At 52.9% G+C, this 18,485-nt stretch carries 18 protein-coding genes and 1 pseudogene; 14 read left to right on the top strand and 5 right to left on the bottom strand.

The features are described 5' to 3' along the window. The first annotated feature begins 34 nt into the window (after window positions 1-34). The 6 genes from tsaE to FCN15_RS09220 all read left to right on the top strand — a co-directional run bounded on the left by tsaE (window position 35) and on the right by FCN15_RS09220 (window position 4,979). Complete coding sequence (tsaE, locus tag FCN15_RS09195) at window positions 35-517, top strand: tRNA (adenosine(37)-N6)-threonylcarbamoyltransferase complex ATPase subunit type 1 TsaE (protein WP_238996589.1); 483 nt, start codon at window positions 35-37, stop codon at window positions 515-517. 3 nt (window positions 518-520) lie between these two features. After that, window positions 521-1,351 (top strand): tRNA (adenosine(37)-N6)-threonylcarbamoyltransferase complex dimerization subunit type 1 TsaB, encoded by an 831-nt coding sequence (gene tsaB, locus FCN15_RS09200; protein WP_138494708.1) that lies wholly within the window; start codon window positions 521-523, stop codon window positions 1,349-1,351. Between the two features lie 162 nt (window positions 1,352-1,513). Next, window positions 1,514-1,984: a ribosomal protein S18-alanine N-acetyltransferase gene (gene rimI, locus FCN15_RS09205; RefSeq protein WP_138494736.1), complete on the top strand. Its 471-nt coding sequence runs from the start codon at window positions 1,514-1,516 to the stop codon at window positions 1,982-1,984. Between the two features lie 32 nt (window positions 1,985-2,016). Then, entirely contained in the window at window positions 2,017-3,072 is a 1,056-nt protein-coding gene (gene tsaD / locus FCN15_RS09210) for a tRNA (adenosine(37)-N6)-threonylcarbamoyltransferase complex transferase subunit TsaD (RefSeq protein WP_138494737.1), read from the top strand. A gap of 114 nt (window positions 3,073-3,186) precedes the next feature. Beyond that, a complete protein-coding gene (locus FCN15_RS09215) occupies window positions 3,187-4,125 on the top strand; it encodes a TRM11 family SAM-dependent methyltransferase (protein ID WP_138494709.1) in 939 nt (312 codons plus the stop codon). Between the two features lie 122 nt (window positions 4,126-4,247). After that, window positions 4,248-4,979, top strand: a complete 732-nt coding sequence (locus FCN15_RS09220) for a metallophosphoesterase family protein (protein WP_138494710.1) — start codon at window positions 4,248-4,250, stop codon at window positions 4,977-4,979. Window positions 4,980-5,112: 133 nt separating this feature from the next. Here FCN15_RS09220 and FCN15_RS09225 read toward each other — a convergent pair whose 3' ends face one another. The 4 genes from FCN15_RS09225 to FCN15_RS09240 all read right to left on the bottom strand — a co-directional run bounded on the left by FCN15_RS09225 (window position 5,113) and on the right by FCN15_RS09240 (window position 9,708). Continuing rightward, on the bottom strand, window positions 5,113-6,417 hold the full coding sequence (locus tag FCN15_RS09225) for an MFS transporter (RefSeq protein WP_138494711.1): 1,305 nt from the start codon (window positions 6,415-6,417) through the stop codon (window positions 5,113-5,115). Between the two features lie 82 nt (window positions 6,418-6,499). After that, on the bottom strand, window positions 6,500-6,844 hold the full coding sequence (locus FCN15_RS09230) for a DUF3889 domain-containing protein (protein WP_238996590.1): 345 nt from the start codon (window positions 6,842-6,844) through the stop codon (window positions 6,500-6,502). A gap of 127 nt (window positions 6,845-6,971) precedes the next feature. Continuing rightward, on the bottom strand, window positions 6,972-7,352 hold the full coding sequence (locus FCN15_RS09235; RefSeq protein ID WP_138494712.1) for a rhodanese-like domain-containing protein: 381 nt from the start codon (window positions 7,350-7,352) through the stop codon (window positions 6,972-6,974). 391 nt (window positions 7,353-7,743) lie between these two features. Then, window positions 7,744-9,708 carry an ABC-F family ATP-binding cassette domain-containing protein gene (locus FCN15_RS09240; RefSeq protein WP_138494713.1) on the bottom strand — a complete coding sequence of 655 codons (1,965 nt, stop codon included), beginning with the start codon at window positions 9,706-9,708 and terminating at the stop codon, window positions 7,744-7,746. 273 nt (window positions 9,709-9,981) lie between these two features. Here FCN15_RS09240 and FCN15_RS09245 point away from each other — a divergent pair, with 273 nt between their 5' ends. From FCN15_RS09245 to groL, 6 genes are all read left to right on the top strand, one after another. After that, window positions 9,982-10,620, top strand: coding sequence for a 5-formyltetrahydrofolate cyclo-ligase (locus tag FCN15_RS09245; protein ID WP_138494714.1), 639 nt, complete (start codon window positions 9,982-9,984; stop codon window positions 10,618-10,620). A 1-nt stretch (window position 10,621) separates the two neighbouring features. Continuing rightward, window positions 10,622-11,107 carry a cyclic pyranopterin monophosphate synthase MoaC gene (gene moaC / locus FCN15_RS09250; protein WP_238996591.1) on the top strand — a complete coding sequence of 162 codons (486 nt, stop codon included), beginning with the start codon at window positions 10,622-10,624 and terminating at the stop codon, window positions 11,105-11,107. A 49-nt stretch (window positions 11,108-11,156) separates the two neighbouring features. Further along, complete coding sequence (locus FCN15_RS09255; RefSeq protein WP_138494740.1) at window positions 11,157-11,642, top strand: MogA/MoaB family molybdenum cofactor biosynthesis protein; 486 nt, start codon at window positions 11,157-11,159, stop codon at window positions 11,640-11,642. Window positions 11,643-11,673: 31 nt separating this feature from the next. Beyond that, on the top strand, window positions 11,674-12,432 hold the full coding sequence (gene tatC, locus FCN15_RS09260) for a twin-arginine translocase subunit TatC (protein WP_238996593.1): 759 nt from the start codon (window positions 11,674-11,676) through the stop codon (window positions 12,430-12,432). Window positions 12,433-12,701: 269 nt separating this feature from the next. Further along, window positions 12,702-12,983, top strand: a complete 282-nt coding sequence (gene groES, locus FCN15_RS09265; protein ID WP_138494715.1) for a co-chaperone GroES — start codon at window positions 12,702-12,704, stop codon at window positions 12,981-12,983. A gap of 97 nt (window positions 12,984-13,080) precedes the next feature. Next, window positions 13,081-14,706 carry a chaperonin GroEL gene (groL, locus tag FCN15_RS09270; protein ID WP_138494716.1) on the top strand — a complete coding sequence of 542 codons (1,626 nt, stop codon included), beginning with the start codon at window positions 13,081-13,083 and terminating at the stop codon, window positions 14,704-14,706. Window positions 14,707-14,870: 164 nt separating this feature from the next. On the opposite strand, the gene FCN15_RS09275 is transcribed toward groL, so the two are convergent. After that, a complete protein-coding gene (locus FCN15_RS09275) occupies window positions 14,871-15,932 on the bottom strand; it encodes a type I restriction endonuclease (protein ID WP_138494717.1) in 1,062 nt (353 codons plus the stop codon). A 379-nt stretch (window positions 15,933-16,311) separates the two neighbouring features. On the opposite strand from FCN15_RS09275, the gene FCN15_RS09280 reads away from it, so the two are divergent. Next, window positions 16,312-16,992 carry an SOS response-associated peptidase gene (locus tag FCN15_RS09280; protein ID WP_138494718.1) on the top strand — a complete coding sequence of 227 codons (681 nt, stop codon included), beginning with the start codon at window positions 16,312-16,314 and terminating at the stop codon, window positions 16,990-16,992. 274 nt (window positions 16,993-17,266) lie between these two features. After that, window positions 17,267-18,485 (top strand): annotated as a pseudogene (locus tag FCN15_RS09285) (5-methyltetrahydropteroyltriglutamate--homocysteine S-methyltransferase); the annotation flags it as partial.

An 18,485-nucleotide genomic window follows, 5' to 3' on the forward strand; every position in this document is an offset into this window, starting at 1 on the left:
GCTGGTTCGGTGTGAACAGAAAGGCGGTAACGCTTTGAATGCAAAGAAATCCGCGCAGCTCGTCTACCGGGCGGGCAGCCTCAAGGATACGCAGCTGCTTGCAGCAAGGCTGGCAAAGCTGGCCGTACCAGGAACATTAATCGTGCTGGACGGCGATTTGGGAGCGGGGAAGACGGCTTTTTCCCAGGCGTTTGCAAAGGCTTTGGATGTGAATGACCAGGTAAACAGCCCTACATTTACAATTATTAAGGAATATGCTGGCCGGCTGCCTTTTTATCATATGGACGTTTACCGGCTGTCCCTGGATGAAGCGGACGAGCTTGGCCTGGACGAATATTTCTTCGGGGAAGGCGTTACGCTCGTGGAGTGGGGAAGCCTGATCGAAGAGCTGCTGCCGGAATCCAGGCTGCATTTATATATGGAGACTGTGAATTTGGAAGAACGGCAGATTTATATTCACGGACAGGGAGAACCGTATAAAGCCTGGACGGCGGACCTGAAGGAAAATGGGGTATAACAGATGGAACAAAGTCATAATTCAGCAGGACGCTTTCTGGTTATGGATACGTCAACGGCTATGCTGTGCACAGCCGTCATGGAAGGGGCCGCAGTGCTGGCCGAAAATAATCTGCTCGCGCAGCGGGGCCATGCCGAGCTGCTGATGCCCGCGGTGCGGGACGTGCTGCAGGCGTCGGGGACGAAGCAGCACGAGCTGAGCGGCATCATCGCCGGCGTCGGACCCGGCTCATATACGGGCATCCGCATCGCGGTTGCCGCAGGCAAAAGCCTGGCCTGGTCGCTCGGCATTCCGGTCGTCGGCATCTCCAGCCTGGAGATGCTGGGACTCGGAGCCTGGGCGCAGGGCGCAGGCCTTGCCGCCGGGGATCTCCTGGCGGCAGCGGAAGGCCGCGAAGCTGCCCCGGCCACCGGGGCGGCTTCTGCGGCGGAGTGGGTCGTGCCGCTGATGGATGCGCGGCGCGGCCAGGTCTACACGGCGCTGTTTGAAACAGCGCCGGGCATTATGCCCCGCCGGCTGGAGCCGGACGGCATCCGCCAGATGGCGGACTGGACGGCAAGCCTGGCGGCTCTTTGGTCCGCGCTTCCGCCGGAAGTGCGGCCTTCCGCGGTGACGCTGGCCGGCGACGCGGACAAGCATGCAGCGACCGCAGAACTGCTGCGGCCGCTGCTCGGTGATGCGCTGCGCATCACCGAATACGCGCCCCAGGGCGCGTGGGGCGGGCTGCTGGGCGCGGCCCGCCTGCTTCGCGGGGAGCATGGCGACCCGCATCAACTGCAGCCGAATTATACCCAACTGACTGAAGCCGAAGTCAACAAACTTCAGGGATTGTAAGGAGGGGAACTGATGGAGAGCGAGAAGAGACCGGATAACCAGATACAATCAGATAACCAGATACAATCAGATAATCAGATACAACCGGATAACGGGATCAAACCGGATGACGCGAGCAGTCCGGATCACGTGGTGCCTAAGGATGAAATTGTGTTCCGCCCGATGCTGATGGACGATATCCCCGATATTATGGTGATTGAGCATGAATCCTTCACCCTGCCATGGTCGAGCGACGCTTTCCGCAACGAGCTGACGCATAATCAGTTTGCCCGCTACCTGGTCATGGAGCGGAACGGCGCCCCAGTCGGGTATGCGGGGATGTGGACAGTCCTTGACGAAGCGCATATTACGAACATTGCGGTAAGAACGGCCCACAGGGGCCGGCGGCTTGGCGAGCTGCTGCTGCGCCAGCTGATGACCTATGCCTGGGAGCTCGGGATGATCCGGATGACCCTGGAGGTCAGAGTGTCCAACCATGTCGCACAATCGCTGTATGAGAAGCTGGGCTTCCGCGGCATCGGCATGCGCAAAGGATACTATTCGGATAACGGGGAAGATGCACTGATTATGTGGTGCGATTTATCGGACAGGATGACAGCTGAAGGCGGCAGGGAAGGAAGCGAAACCAAGTGACAGAGCCGAAATTAGATTTGACGGTATTGAATTTGAATGGAAATGAGGCAGCCGGAGCCGGGCCAGACGGTGACTGCTGCATACTGGCGGTGGAGACAAGCTGCGATGAGACCTCGGCTGCCGTCATCAAAAATGGCCGCGAAGTGCTGAGCAACGTCATCTCCAGCCAGATCGACACGCACCGGGCGTTTGGCGGCGTAGTGCCGGAGGTGGCTTCGCGCAAGCACGTCGAGGTAATCACCCTCATTATGGAGGAGGCGCTGGAGAAGGCCGGCATCGCCCCTTCTGACCTGTCGGCCATAGCGGTGACGCAGGGCCCGGGCCTGGTCGGCGCGCTGCTCGTGGGCGTAGTTGCGGCCAAAAGCATGGCTTTCGCCCTGGACAAGCCGCTGATCGCAACACATCATATTGCCGGCCACATTTATGCCAACAGACTCGTCAAGGAGCTCCAGTATCCGTGCATGGCGCTCGTTGTCTCCGGCGGACATACCGAGCTTGTCCTGATGGAGCGTGAAGGCAGCTTCAAGCTGATCGGGCGGACCCGGGACGATGCGGTTGGCGAGGCATACGACAAGGTGGCCCGTGCGATCGGGTATCCGTATCCCGGCGGTCCCTTTGTAGACAAGGCTGCATTAGAATCGCCGACAGCGGAGGAGCTGCCGCGGGTCTGGCTGGAGCCGGATTCCTACGATTTCAGCTTCAGCGGCTTGAAGTCGGCGGTGCTCAATCTGGTGAACCGCAGCAAAATGAAGGGCGAATTGCCGGATTACGGCGCCATTGCCCGCGGGTTCCAGGAATCCGTGATCGAGGTCCTGGTTGAAAAAGCCATCCGCGCCGTCCGCGCCACCTCGGCGCGGCAGCTGCTGCTTTGCGGCGGAGTCGCCGCAAACAGAGGACTCCGCGCCGCATTGACAGAGCGCTGCGAGCGCGAAGGCGTGGAGCTGATCATTCCGCCCCACGCCTACTGCACCGACAACGCCGCGATGATCGGCGCCGCGGCTTACCTCAAATGGCAATCCGGCGAGTTCGCGGATTTGTCCCTGAAAGCCGACCCCGGCCTCTCCCTGGAGGCCTGGTCGGTCAAATAATGGATTCACCCGCCGTTTTACCAGGCGGGTGTTTTTATTTTTTTCAAATTGACATAAGCCAAAGCGCGGCATCACAATAAAGATCAATAGACAGAAGGAAAAGGGGGGACGGGAGTGAAGATCGAAAAACCATTATCCCGGCTCTACACCTACGCCTGCCATGAGGATGAGCGTGAGCTGTGCAGGCTGGAGCTGCGCTCCCTGCTTGGCGCGGAGCCGGAAAGCCGGCATGTGGAGAGCGGAATCGGAATTAACCCGGACCGGAGTCCGTTTCTGCATGAAAGGCTGGACATCCTGATGGAAGGGGACAGCCTGGAAGAGATTGAAGCCCAGACAGGCGGGCTGGAGCTGGGGGATTCCACCTTCAAGCTGCGTTATCTGGATGCAGACCGCACAGAGACCTATGAAGGCAAGCGGGCGGTAGAACGCCGGATTGGCGCGGGGATCCGCGGCAAAGCGGAAATGAAGCGGCCGGACCGTCTGCTTGGCCTAGCTTATTCCCGGGGCCGCTGGGTGCTGGGCGACTGCATCACGCAAGAGTCCGTCTGGCTGAAGCACAACGAGAAGCCCCGCCAGTATTCGACTGCGCTCAGCACCCGCGTGGCCCGCGCTGCCGTCAATATCGCCATGCCGGAGCCGGAAGGCTTAAAGCTGCTCGATCCCTGCTGCGGCATCGGCACCGTGCTGATTGAGGCTTTATCCATGGGCATCAGCATTCAGGGCTTTGATATTAATCCCCTTGCGGTGCAGGGCGCGCGCGAGAATCTGCGGCATTTTGGAATGTCGGAGGAGGCTGCTGCGCTAGGAGACATGCGCCGCCTGGAAGGGCGTTACGACGCGCTGATTCTGGACCTGCCTTATAATCTCTGCTCGGTGCTGCCCCTTGAGGAATTAGACGAAATGCTCTGCAGCGCCCGGAGGCTGGCGGCTAAAGTCGTTATTTTAACGACGGAGGAGATCAGGCCTTCGCTTCAGAGGGCCGGGTATGAAATTGCCGGCTTCTGCAATATTTATAAGGGCCGGTTCAAGAGACAGCTTTTTTTATGCCGGTGAATTATATGCCGGTGAATTATATGCCGATGAACCGGCGGCCAGGGCCCCTGCTCCAGGTTTGGTGGCGGGTGCCGTATTCGATATAATTGAGTCAGGGGAAGCCCGGGAAGGAGAAGTCTCGCATGGATAGAATTGCTGTTATTTCGGATATTCACGGCAATATGCCTGCCTTGAAGGCGGTGCTGAAGGACATCGGGGACAGAGGCATTACACGGATATTTTGTCTGGGCGATCTGGTCGGCAAAGGGCCGCATCCGGATCTGGCCGTTGATTTGGTCAGGGAGAAATGCGAGATAATAGTCGCCGGCAACTGGGATGAATTCATCCGTGAGCCGAGCCAATTCGAGGCGGTGACGTGGAGCCAGGCGATTTTGGGTCCGGAGCGCATGGCTTACCTGGAATCGCTGCCCTTTTGCATCGAGTTTATGATGAGCGGGCGGCTGGTGCGGCTGTTTCACGCTTCTCCAAGAAGCCTGTACGAACGGATTTACCCTTGGGATGAAGAGGAGAAAAGGAAATCTCTGCTTGAGCCGTCAGAACACGGCATCATTCCTAAAACGGCCGACGTTGCCGGGTATGGCGACATTCATACGGCTTTCCTGCAGCATCTGGAGGGCGGGAAAACGCTTTTTAACGCGGGAAGCGTCGGCAATTCGCTGGATATGATCCAGGCTTCCTATGTCATTATGGAAGGAATTTACGGGCAAGCGGAGCCTGCTCCGTTTGGGCTTCAGTTCGTGCGGGTTCCTTATGACGTGGAACAGTCAATCCGCGAGGCGGAAGAACGGGGCATGCCTTTGATTGAGCCTTATGCGGTAGAGCTCAGAACGGGGCAGTACCGGGGCAAGAACTAATGCCTGACAATCGCCTGACAATTTAGATAGGTTAAAATTAATAGAGATGCGTATCCGGCTTTCCGGGCGCATCTCTTTTTTTCGCTTCATAAACTATAAACTCGCAGCTATAATCCGCAGCTATAATCCGCAGCTATAACTCCGCCGCAGACTGGGAGCTGCGGGACGGCGACGGCGTGGGCGAGGTTCTGCGGAACATGAAGAAATACAGCAGCGAAGCGGCGACGTACAGACAGCCGGTAATGCTGAACGTAATGGCATATCCCCAGTAGCTTCCGTGTTCGGTGACCAGCCGGGATTGGACCGGCCCCATTGTCGCCCAGCCCAGCATAAAGGCCGTCTGCGTAAGCGAATTGGCGATGCCCCGCTTGTTGTCGCCGACCCGGTCAATCATGATAGAGGACTGGATTGGATTAGCTGCATTCATCAGCGCCTGGCGGAAGAGAAAGCTTACAGCGGCAACCGCAAACCAGTGGGTATAACCGGTCAGCAGCAGAAACGGCAGGGACAGCATTTGAAAAATCACGACCGCCCGGACTTGTCCCACCTTTCGGGCCAAAGTAGGGCCGATCAGCATGGATACAATCGTCATCACCTGTCCAAGCGAGATCAGAATTCCCATCAAAGACAGCGATGCCGAGAAACGGTTCGTAAAATAAAGGTTCAGGTATGGCACCACAAGCCCTGAGCCGAACCCGATCAGCAGCTGAGCCAGCACGAACTTGCCGATCATCCGGTATTCTTCAATGGTCTGGCGCGTCTGGCCCGTCTGGGTCAGGATCAGGACGTCCTCCTGCTTAGTTGAAGCTCCTGCCGCGCTCCCTGCGGCTTTGCCTTCGCGCACAAACAGCATCGGGATAAAAGCGGCCAGCGTTGCGCCCCCGCCAATGGCGAGTACGATCTGCAGGCTGGAGAGCCGGCTGAGCCCGAAAGCCTGAAGGCCGTCTGCCAGGAAACCTCCGCCCATGCTGCCGATAACCTGGGAGGCTAATACAAGCGAGGAGAAATAACTGAACATTTTCAGGCGCTGCTTGGGAGTCACCGTCTCGGCCAGAAACGGAATGGCCAATACTTGAAAGAAGGAGGCAAACAAGCCGGTAACAACGGCAAGTCCGAGCAGACCCGTTTCGCCCGAAATAAAGGAACGGATCAGATAAGCAGCCCCGGTAAACAGGGCGCCTATGATCAAAATTTTTCTGCGGCTGGCCCGGTCACCCCAAATACCGATCGGCACAAACAGCAGCGCCGTAGCAAGGGACTGGATGCTGACGACCCGGCCGTTCATGGCATCGCCGTACCCCAGCGCCTGGATATATAAATTATAAAGGACACCAAACATGCCGGTGCCGATTTGATACAGGATATTGGCGAGGAAAAATAACTTGATGTTGCTGGGCCAGCTCTTCAGCTCCCATCTGACAGATTGGACAAAACGCATGCAGGCAAGCACCTCCGGTTGTTAACAGCTCTATTATTCTAGCATGATAAAGCCCGGGGAAGGAATGATCTGGCCTGCAAATCTATTTTGCGTGTTCAAAGTGAACGGAGATCAGCTCTTCGGAGGCCGTATCGAAACGGACATAAACGTAGACGCCAAACTCATGGCCCTTCTTTCTGAGCCACAGCTTAAACCGCTCTTCACTAACAGCAGGCGAAATGGAGTAGCGCCCCACATGGAGGTAGTCCAGGACAGAGGCTCCGTATTTGGCTTTTGCCTGCTGCACCGCTATCTGTCCCCACTTCGCATAAGAGGGATCGTCGGCATGGACGGCTGAGGAAGCCGGAAGGAAAGGGGCGAAGAAATGGATAAACAGCGCGAGAACGCTGCATCTAAACAGAATGGTGAACAGGGGCATCATAGGCATAAGATCATGTCCTTTCCCGGGAAGATTGAAATTCAGGAATAGGATGCGGTTTGGAAGGGAAAATCATACCAAATAAAAAGGCGCCCGGCCGCCAATAAGAATTGGCTTTCGAACGCCTTCCGCCATGCTATTTTCGTTCCAGCTGGTCCATGCCTGTGAAATCTTCAATGATGTTCTCCGGGCCGTCCACAACAGCTTTATCCCAGGCCAGCATACCGCCCTCGTAATTAAGAATGTTCGTGAACCCAAGCTCCTGAAAATACCGGGCGACATTCAGGCTGCGCTGTCCGCTGCGGCAAATGAACACATATTCCCGCTCTTTATCCATATCATCGGCATATTCGGCGATTTCGCCCATTGGAATTAAAGGCACTGTGGGGATATGCCCTGCAATATACTCATAAGGCTCCCGTACATCAATAACAATCGTGCCGCGCACTTTATCGTCTAAGATCTGCTGCAGTTCATCTGCATCGACATGGGGAACGCCGTAAATCATTTTGCTCATGTTTCAGCACCTCTTCATAATTGGTATGCTTTTGCCTTCTATCTTTGCCTTCTATCATTGAAGGGTAATAACTGTTTGTCAAGGTGTGGACAAAATTATCCACATTTCAGCAGGATTCTGTGTGTAAATAAAATGAAAGCATACCCAGCAAGGTTTTGTTTGAAACAGAAATTTGCCTGCGGTTATCCGCAATTTTTCTGTGAAAACTGTGGACAATGTGCATAACTTGGTGGATAAAAATGTGACATCTCCGCAAAAGGTTGATTTTAGCGGAGTTTCGGCCGCTTAATGCCAAATAATTTACATCATTAATAACTGAATTTGTGGATAAGGCTGTGAATAACGATTATGTCTAACTTTTGAAAATTTCCTGTGTTTTTATCGCCAGGCGTCAAGCTTCGGCAAGCTGCTCCCATTCGGCATAAGCATCGGCCAGATCGGCCTTATATTTGTCGATTGCTGTCTGTCTTTCCTGTACCGCCATGTAATCCTGGTACACTTCAGGCAGAGTCAGTTCGGCTTCCAAGGTGCCAATCTGCTCCTCCAGATCGGCAATCGCCGTCTCCAGCTGTTCCATTCGGCGCTGGCGGTTCCGCTCCTCGCGTTTGGCCTGCTTGTCAGCCTCGAAGGAGGCGGCTCCCGTTTTGGATTCGTTCTGCTCGGAAGAGGCAGCTTTAGCTGCTGATGCTGCTGCGTTCTTAGGTGTCTCCGATGCGGCGCGTTCTGCGGCTATTTCGGCAAGCTCCAGCTTCTTCTCGACATAGTCGTCATAATTTCCTAGGAAATGGCGGGCCCCATCGGGATGCAGCTCGATGACCCGTTCTGCCATTTTGTTGAGGAAATAACGGTCGTGAGAGATAAACAGCAGCGTGCCGTCATAATCGAGCAGGGCGGATTCCAGCACTTCCTTGCTGTACAGATCCAGATGGTTCGTCGGCTCGTCCAGAATCAGCACATTGGCTTTCTGAAGCATCAGCTTGGCGAGCGCCACCCGGGCTTTCTCCCCACCGCTCAAGCTGGAGACGCGCTTCAGCACATCCTCGCCGCTGAACAGGAAATTGCCGAGAATGGTGCGGATGCGGGCTTCCTCCACATGGGGAAAAGCGCTCCAAAGCTCCTCCAGCACGGTATTGGTTCCCGTAAGGTGGGTCTGCTCCTGATCGTAATAGCCGATCCGAACCTTGGTGCCCCAGTTCACTTTGCCTCCGGCCGGCTTCAGGTCACCGGTCAGAATTTTAAGCAGGGTAGACTTGCCGATCCCGTTCGGGCCGATTAAAGCGACGGTTTCGCCGCGCCAAAGCTCGAAGGAGACATTTTTGAAGAGCGGATGCTCCTGGTCAAAAGAGTAGGACAGCTGATCAAGCTTCAGCACCTCCTGCCCGGACGTAATCTCGGCTTCAAATGAGAAGCTTGCCCGCTTCAAATCGCCGAGGGGCTTGTCCATGACCTCCATTTTCTCAAGCATTTTGCGGCGGCTCTGCGCCCGTTTGGTGGTGGAGGCACGGACGATATTTTTCTGGATAAAATCCTCCATCCGCGCAATTTCATCCTGCTGTTTCTCGTACTGCTTCATGGCGCTTTCGTATTCGGCAGCCTTCAGTTCGGCGTAGCGGCTGTAGTTGCCGGTGTACCGCTTGGACTGGCGCCGCTCGATTTCGACGATCGCAGTCACCAGCCGGTCCAGGAAATAGCGGTCATGGGACACGACAAGCAGGGAGCCGGAATAAGCGCGCAGATAGTCCTCGAGCCAGGTCAAGGTTTCAATATCCAGATGGTTCGTTGGTTCGTCCAGCATAAGCACGTCGGGAGCCTGCAGCAGAATCCGGGCCAAGGCCAGCCGGGTCTTCTGGCCGCCGCTTAGCGTAGCAATCGGGGTATCCGGCGCAAAATCACTAAAACCCATGCCGTGCAGCACGCTGCGGATCCGGGTTTCGATCTCATAGCCGCCCAGGTCCTTGAACCGGTCGGAGTTATGGGCGTACCGCCCGAGCAGATCCTGGTAGCTCTTCTCTTCGTGATTGGCGGAAGGGTCCGCAATCTGGTGCTCCATCCGCCGCAGCTCGGCTTCCATCTCCAGGAGAGGCGCGAAGACCAGCAGCATTTCCTCCCAGATCGTCTTGTCTGAAGCAAGCCCGCTGTTCTGGGCCAGGTAGCCCAGCGTTGTTTCTTTGGCTTTAAAAATCTGCCCGCCGTCATAAGACATCTCTCCGGCGAGAATTTTGAGCAGGGTTGATTTGCCGGCACCGTTAACGCCGACCAGACCGATCCGCTCGCGTTCCTGAATTTGAAGGCTGATGCCTTCCAGAATAGGGGTCACCCCGTACAGTTTTGTAATATTCGAGGCTTGAAGCAGCATATGAACAAACATCCTCCATCTCTATAGTGACTGCCGTCAAGAAAGGCAGCGATAAGTCCGGGCATTCCTCTTCAGTTTAACCGAAACCGGCCTTAATTGCACCGGAAAGAGCGGCTTAAGCGGTTTTGGAAATGAGGATGATGGAAGTCCCGGGTCTTGTTTTCATTTTCAGGGAACAATGATAAACTATCTGTTAGAACCTTATTGCGTCTTTTTATTTGTCATTTTATTAATGGGAAGAAAATATGGCCAGCCGGAGAGGTTTTAACCGACATGAACGAGAAAGAACGGAAGCGGCTGCTCCGGCAGCAGGCTGCTGCCAGGAGAGCCTCGCTGGATGAGAATATCCGGAGAAGGCTTGCTTCAGAAGCCTGCAGGCTCGCGGAAGCCGAGGTGCTTGCGCCCCTGCGATCAAGCCGGAATGGGGAAGGGCTGACGGTCTTTACCTATCTTTCCTTCAAGGAGGAGCTGTCGACCGCAAGCCTTGTGGACTGCTGTCTGGAGCAGGGCGACAGGGTGCTTGTGCCTAGAGTTACAAATGGCGGCCGGCTGGAGCTCCATCCGTTTGAAGGCTGGGAGAAGCTGACCGGCGGTGTCTGGGGCATCCCGGAGCCGGCTGCGGACAGCCCGGTTTGGCCGGAGAGCCGCCTCGGCGAAATTGATGTCGTGATCGTTCCCGGACTGGCTTACGATATGCAGGGAGGGCGGATCGGCTATGGCGGCGGATACTACGACCGCTTTGCCGAACGCCTGAAGGAAGCAGGAGGCTGCAAAGGCCGGCCGCTGTTTGCCTCGCTTTTGTTTGAAGAGCAGCTGATGGAGCAGGTCCCTGCAGAAGCGCATGATCTTAAGCTGGATATTTTGATTACGGCAGCTCAAATCTTTTACATAAACAAGGGCAGTGGTGAGTGAAATGGAACAACACGGACACGGAATGACGCATTTTAATGAACAGGGCCGCGCCAGGATGGTTGATGTCTCCGGCAAGGAAGTCACGTTCAGGACGGCGGCGGCAGTGACTACGGTCACGATGCTTCCCTCCACGCTTGCGGCGGTCAGGCAGGGAAATATTCATAAAGGCGATGTGCTGGCCGTCGCCCAGATTGCCGGTATTCAAGGCGCGAAGCGGACCTCGGACTGGATTCCGATGTGTCATCCGCTGCCGCTGACCGGCGTGAACATCACGTTCTCCGATAACGGCCATGACCAGCTTTATATTGAAGCTTCCGTCAAAACCGAAGGCCGGACAGGCGTGGAGATGGAGGCGCTGACAGCTGTCTCGGCGGCGGCGCTGACGGTTTATGACATGTGCAAGGCGCTGCAGAAGGACATCGTCATCGGGCCTACCGAGCTGAAGTCCAAGCAGGGCGGCAAGAGCGGAGATTACAGCAGGGAATAACACAACCAAACCTAAGAGTTCCTAAATGTGGATGGAGGAGACCTTTATGATGAAGTGGAAAACGGCCATCCTCACGGCCAGTGACAAAGGCTCCCGGGGCGAACGGGAGGATACAAGCGCCCAGGTGATCCGGGAGCTGGTCGAAGAGGAATTAAACGGTGAAATTATTGAATACCGGATTGTACCGGATGAAGAAGATGAGATCATTGCGGCATTGATCGAAATGACGGATTATTTTCAGGCCAATCTCGTATTGACGACAGGCGGGACAGAGCTGGCGGTGAGGGATGTGACGCCGGAGGCGACGCGGAGAGTCATTGAACGCGAGGTTCCGGGAATGGCGGAGGCGATGCGGGCCGGGGCTATGAAGAAGAACCCTGCTGCCATGCTCTTCAGGGGTGTAGTCGGAATCCGCGGCAGAACGCTGATCGTGAATTTGCCGGGAACTCCAAAGGGAGTTCATGAGAACCTGGCCGCGATAATGGACCAGATTCCGGAGGCGCTGCTCATGGTGACCGGACAGTTCCGCCTCTAGCCAAGAGCCTGCAGCTGACGAGGAGGAGCTTATGACCGAACCTACCGAACCTTCCCAACCTGTCAGATCCCAGACGATGAGCATGACGAGTCACCTTGCGGAGCTCCGAAGACGACTGCTCGCCGTATTTCTTGTATTCGGCCTGGTCGTTGTCGGAGGTTTTTTTGCGGCTGAGCCGGTTTATCATTACTTGACGGCTGAAGGCAGCGGCGGGTCTTATGTGCAGCTGAACGCTTTTTCCTTCTGGGACGGGGTCAGCATTTATATGAAAATTGCGTTGACGCTGGCATTTGGCATTACACTGCCTTTTACCCTTTACCAGCTGTGGGCATTTGTAAAGCCGGGCCTGAAGCCGGAGGAGCGCAGAGCGACTCTGAAATACATACCGTTTGCTTTCCTCAGCTTTGCGGGCGGAACGGCCTTTGCCTATTACGTCGTGTTCCCGCTTGCGCTCCATTTTACTTCCTCTTTAAACAGAGAGCTGGGACTCGTCGAAACCTACGGGGCTGCTGACTATTTCCGCTTCCTGACCAACATCGTTGTACCTGTTTCTCTGGTGTTTGAACTGCCGCTGGTCGTTCTGTTTCTGACTCACCTCCGGCTGGTCAACCCGGTTAAGCTCCGCAAAATGCGCAAAATCGCTTATTTCGCCCTTGTGGTGGCTTCGGCAGCCATCACGCCGCCGGATTTGTTATCCGCATTTCTGGTACTCGTGCCGCTGCTCCTGCTGTACGAGCTGAGCATCCTTTTGTCCGGGCGGGTATACCGAAAGCAGAATAAGCAAGAATAGAGAAGCGTTTGATAGGTCCGTTAGCCTTTTCCGGAATATATTCTTTCTTTAGCGGATAGAATGAGTAGGGAATGTCCAGACGGCTTTTTTTACCATAAGGGATGGGCAATTTTAGGTGAAAAAGTTAGACAAAGGACTTGAAAATTTGATTCACTTTGTATATCATAAACAGTGTTGTTAGCACTAACTGATGTTGAGTGCTAACGCTGGGTTAACAAACATACTTAAACTAAAAAACTAAACATAACTTTGAAGGAGGCTATTTTTTCATGATCAGACCTTTAGGTGAACGCGTATTGGTGGAAGCTATCGAGCAAAGCGAAACAACTGCATCCGGGATCGTTCTTCCGGACACCTCCAAAGAGAAACCTCAAGAAGGCAAAATCGTTGCTGTAGGCAGCGGCACGCTGAAAGACGGCGTTCGTGTTCCTTTGGAAGTGAAAGTTGGCGACGTGGTGATCTTCTCCAAATATGCCGGCACAGAAGTGAAATACGAAGGCAAAGAATACTTGATTATGAAAGAAAGCGACATTCAAGCCATCGTTGAATAATAGACCTGCACGAGAACAGTTCGTGATCGAAAGGCAGATTTCATAGTCTGGGAACGACTAACTATAAACTAAACGATAACTTGGGAGGTTTTTTACAATGGCAAAAGACATTAAGTTCAGTGAAGACGCTCGCCGCGCAATGCTTCGTGGTGTTGACGCTTTGGCTAACGCTGTAAAAGTAACTTTGGGTCCTAAAGGACGCAACGTAGTTCTGGAAAAGAAATTCGGCAGCCCGCTCATCACGAATGACGGTGTTACCATCGCTAAAGAAATTGAGCTGGAAGACGCATTCGAGAACATGGGCGCTCAGCTCGTTAAAGAAGTAGCAACTAAGACTAACGACGTTGCCGGTGACGGTACTACAACTGCAACGGTTCTGGCTCAAGCTCTGATCCGCGAAGGTTTGAAGAACGTAACTGCAGGCGCTAGCCCAATCGGCCTTCGCAAAGGTATCGACAAAGCTGTCCGCGCTGCTGTAGAAGAGCTGCAGAAGATCTCCAAAACCATCGAAGGCAAACAATCCATCGCTCAAGTAGCTGCGATCTCCGCTGCTGACGATGAAGTTGGCCAGCTGATTGCTGAAGCGATGGAGAAAGTCGGCAAAGACGGCGTAATCACTGTAGAAGAATCCCGCGGATTTGCTACAGAACTGGAAGTTGTAGAAGGTATGCAGTTTGACCGCGGCTACATCTCTCCTTACATGATTACCGACACCGACAAAATGGAAGCTAACCTGGATAACCCTTATATCCTGATTACAGATAAAAAGATCAGCAGCACGCAGGAAATCCTGCCTTTGCTTGAGAAAATCGTTCAACAAAGCCGTCCGCTTGTGATCATCGCTGAAGATATCGAAGGCGAAGCTCAAGCGATGCTGATCGTGAACAAACTGCGCGGTACTTTCAATGCGGTAGCGGTTAAAGCTCCTGGCTTTGGCGACCGTCGTGAAGCTATGCTGCAGGACATCGCTGCTCTGACTGGCGGCCAAGTGATCACTGAGAAATTGGGTCTTGACCTGAAATCCACAACCATCGATCAATTGGGTAACGCTCGTCAAGTGATCGTAACGAAAGAGAACACTACAATCGTTGACGGCGCTGGCGACAAATCCGACATCGATGCTCGTGTGAACCAAATCCGCTCCCAACTGGAAGAAACAACTTCCGAGTTCGACAAAGAGAAACTGCAAGAGCGTCTGGCTAAACTGGCTGGCGGCGTAGCCGTTGTTAAAGTTGGCGCAGCTACTGAAACAGAATTGAAAGAGCGCAAACTGCGCATCGAAGACGCCCTGAATGCAACCCGCGCTGCGGTTGAAGAAGGTATCGTATCCGGCGGTGGTACTGCCCTCGTTAACGTATATCACGCTGTTGCAGCTGTTGAAGCAGCTGGCGACGAGAAAACAGGCGTTGAGATCGTGCTTCGCGCTCTGGAAGAGCCAATCCGCACAATTGCAGCTAACGCTGGTGAAGAAGGTTCCGTAATCGTGGACCGTCTGAAGAAAGAAAAACCAGGCATCGGATTCAACGCTGCTACCGGCGAATGGGTAAACATGATCGAAGCCGGTATCGTTGACCCTGCTAAAGTAACCCGCTCCGCACTTCAGCACGCTGCATCTGTTGCAGGCCTGTTCCTGACAACCGAAGCCGTGATCGCTGACAAGCCAGAGCCTGAAAAAGGCGGCGCTCCTGACATGGGCATGGGCGGAATGGGCGGCATGATGTAAGAAGGGCTCTAGAGCCTGTAATAGCATTATTAAAAAAGGCTCCCGAAAGGGAGCCTTTTACAATTATACTTTTCGAATAAATGGATAACCATTGACTCAGTTTTGAGAAAGTACGATTGAAGCCGGAGAAAAAGAAAAACCGTTCCGGGATTAAGAGATTATTGTTAAATAAATCGTTCTGCAGTAATTATAATCTTCTCCTTATGGGAAATTAAATCGGCTACATCATTGATAGCTATTGTGGTTTTATCTTCATCGTTAAATTGAATAGACTTATTTGAACCATTTAGATAAAGTCTGCATATCCATTTACGAATATTGTTATCTAGCAAGATATTAAAATAACTAAGATTGTCTCTATAGTTTACACGATCAGGGGAAATAATATCTTTCAATAACACTTTAATAGTAATGTACCCTTCCAGCTCATCTTGAGTTGTAATAACTTCTGGAGATTCAACTGAACTGTTTTCAACGGAAACAGCGGCCTCTTTAGAGGAAAGTTGCTCCGAATCTGTATTTGCTAGGGCTGACTTAAGTTTATCGTTTAAGGCATCATTTAAAAATTCTTTGAGTGAGCGTTTTACGATACCATTGAACTTTTCAATAACTTGCTTTGTCTTTTTTCCAGCATAAATATCAGCTAGCACAAATGAAACAAAATCATCGCTAGGACTATCCCACTGTTCTTTTAAAAATCTTTTGACTTCATTGGTATATTTTAATTCTTCAGCAGTAGTGTTGATACTAGCAACGTCAAAGATATCCTTTTTAAATTTGTTTAACTCTAGGATCTGGTGGTCTCTGATATCAAAAAGGTTAAATTCAAAAAAAGGAGTCGTGTCCATTTTGTTCTGTTCTTCAAGGTCAGTAAAAAACTTGTAATGAATACCGTTTGTAAGAATAGCAAATTTTGCTTCAGTTGTTCCAAAATATCTAAACAGTTGAGAATCGTGTTTTGTAAGTGGTTCTTGGATAGATTTAGCTTCAATTAGAATAATAGGCTTTTTATTCTGTATTATAGCATAATCAACCTTTTCTCCTTTTTTTATGCCGACATCTGCAATAAATTCTGGTAGAAATTCTTCTGGATTAAACACATCGTAGTTTAAGGCTTGAAAAAAGGGCATAATTACTGATGTCTTTGTTGCTTCTTCAGTTAAGATGCTATCTTTCATTTTTTGTACTCTTTTTGCTAATGCTCTAATTTGATCCCCGAATTCCATCTCTACATCTCCCAAAATTTCTCCATCGGCTGAAGTATTTGCTATTAGCATTATGTATCAAGTTGAGCACAAACATATGGGTAATATTTAATTTTTAATATAACTACAAGCCCTATAAGAATGATACCAAAGTCCCGGATTGATGAAAAGTAAATAATATATTAAAGCAGAAGTTAAAATTTTAAAAATAACTAGTTATTACTACTAGCTCTTTTTCTTGGTTTTACCTAACATTTAATGTCTTACTCATGTTGATATCGAATCTTATCTTAATCATTTGAGAGTAGTCTTATGTTACATTCTCTTTTTTGTTACGTTGATTCATCTCCCCATTTCTGTTTATAGTACAAGCAAAAGTGATCGAGAGAGGAGCCTTACGATGTGCGGACGTTTTACGCTCGTTGCTGACGCTGATGCAGTTGCGGATGAGTTTGGAATTGATGAAATTCAATATAACTATGATCCGCGGTATAACGTGGCGCCGGCCCAGACGATTGCAGTTGTGACGCAGCAGGACGGACAAAGGGTGCTAAGCGGCTTCAGATGGGGCCTTGTTCCGCGCTGGGCGAAGGATGTTAAGATTGGATACAAAATGATCAATGCCCGGGCAGAGACCCTGGACGAGAAGCCTTCGTACCGCGGACTGCTTGCGGGGAACCGGATTCTTATTCCGGCAGACGGCTTTTACGAATGGAAGCAGGAGGAGGATGGCAAGCAGCCTTACCGTTTTCAGCTTAGGGATAAATCTATCTACGGTTATGCCGGACTGTATGATGTCTGGAAGTCGCCGGAGGGAGAATGGATGCACAGCTGCACGATTATTACCACCCAGCCGAACGGGCTGGTCAAGCAGGTGCATGACCGGATGCCGGTCATTCTGAAACGGGAAACGGCCGAGGCCTGGCTTGATCCGGCGAACCGGGAGGTGCCAGAACTGCTGGAGCTTCTAAAGCCTTATCCGGCTGAGGAAATGCTGTCCTACCCGGTCTCCAGAGCGATTGGCAATGTGAAAAATATCGACCCTTCTTTGATCGCAGAAGTGCCTTTAAATTCGAAGTAATGCCCTAGAATTCGAAGTAATGCCCTAGAATTCAAAGTAAGAAGGGAAGCTGGCCGCAAATATTTCAGTTGGAAAATGAAGCCTGACGAATGGCGTGGGTCACGCTGGGTCAGGCTTTTTCTGTTGCTATAGCTTTCAGCTATAACCGGCTATATCTTTTAGGAGTTACACTATACCCGGAAAATTATGCTATTTTGAGCTTAATACAAACAGCGGACGACGGCAGGCCTGCAGGAACCGCTCAACCAAACTCAAAATAGAGGAGTGTTATCCGATGATTAGCGGTAACTTGGGATACCCGCGGATTGGGCAGAACCGGGAATGGAAGAAGGCAGTTGAGGCTTATTGGGCAGGCAGGCTGGAGGAGCAGGAGCTGCACAGCCAGCTGGAGGACATCCGGCTGAATAACCTGAAGCTGCAGCAGGAGCAGGGCATTGATGTGATTCCGGTGAATGATTTTACTTATTATGATCATGTGCTGGACACAGCGGTTATGTTTGGCCTGATTCCGGAACGTTTTGGATGGAGCAGCGGTGACAAAGAGGTTGATCTTGCCACTTATTATGCGGTTGCCCGCGGGAACATAACGGCAGCCGCCTCTGAAATGACGAAATGGTTTAATACCAATTATCACTATATTGTTCCGGAGCTGACGGCGGATTTGCAGCCTGTCTTGACGGTCAACCGGCCGCTTGCGGCTTACCGGGAAGCGAAAGCCAAGCTGGGCATCGAAGGCAGACCGGTGCTGGTCGGACTGTTTACGCTGCTGAAGCTGTCGAAGGGCTATGAAGCCGGGCAGTTTGCAGACTGGGTGGACCGGCTGCTCCCGCTGTATGGACAAGTGCTGGCGGAGCTGGAGCAGGAGGGCGCGGCGTGGGTGCAGATCGACGAGCCTGCCCTGACGGGGACTCTGACTCCGGAGGAGCTGGCTGAAGTGCAGCGTATTTACGGCACTCTGAGCGGGCAGCGGTCCGGACTGAACGTGATGCTGCAGACGTATTTTGAGGCGGTGGATCACTATAAAGAGATTACAGCGCTGCCGGTGCAGGGCCTCGGACTGGATTTCGTGCATGACCGGGGAGCGAATCTGCGTTCCGTGCTGGAGCAGGGCTTTCCGGCGGACAAGGTGCTCGGCGCAGGCCTCATCGACGGGCGGAATATCTGGAAGGCGGATGTAGCGGGAAAAATCAAGCTGCTTGACGCGCTCAAGCAGGCGGTTTCGCCGGACCGGCTTATCGTGCAGCCTTCCTGCAGCCTGCTGCATGTGCCGGTAACGGCAGCGCAGGAAGAGAAGCTGGAGCCGGTGCTGCGGGAAGCGCTGGCCTTCGCGAATGAGAAGCTGGCGGAGCTGGTGCTGCTGGCGAAAGCCGACCGCCTGGGCGCAGACGCGGCCGCCGCGGAGCTGGCCGCTGCGGAGCGCGCCCGCCAGGCGCTGCAGCAGTCGCCGGCGCGCAGCAGCAGCGCGGTCCGCCAGCGGGCGGCACACGCGGCCG

The organism is Paenibacillus pinistramenti (assembly GCF_005869875.1).
Classification (GTDB): Bacteria; Bacillota; Bacilli; order Paenibacillales; family Paenibacillaceae; genus Fontibacillus; species Fontibacillus pinistramenti.